At 60.3% G+C, this 242-nt stretch carries 1 protein-coding gene; it reads left to right on the plus strand.

Features of this window, described 5'->3' with window-relative positions; genetic code table 11:
- Positions 1 to 41 precede the first annotated feature (41 nt).
- A partial coding sequence (locus tag ACQG3P_RS22265) for a hypothetical protein (RefSeq protein WP_426806267.1) occupies positions 42 to 242 on the plus strand: 201 nt, incomplete at its 3' end.

Genomic DNA, 242 nt, shown 5'->3' on the forward strand with positions numbered 1-242 from the left:
TGGATAGGGCTGAGACTAGGACTGCACCGATGACGGATCACATGAGTCACGAAGATTACGTGCTCCAGGTGCGCGGGGAAGCGGTGAGAACCTGCGCCGGCATTCTGGCTGGGTCGGTCGGCGTGCTGGAAGGGTGCCATCTGCTCTCGTCGTTGCGATGGGAAGTGGAGGGGGACGAGCGGGATTCCGACTTTGTCACCTTCTCGATGATCTCCAGCGAGATCGAAGGGTTACCGATCGGC

The sequence above is a fragment of the Stenotrophomonas sp. SrG genome, from assembly GCF_050031795.1.
In the GTDB taxonomy this organism is placed as follows: Bacteria; Pseudomonadota; Gammaproteobacteria; order Xanthomonadales; family Xanthomonadaceae; genus Stenotrophomonas; species Stenotrophomonas rhizophila_A.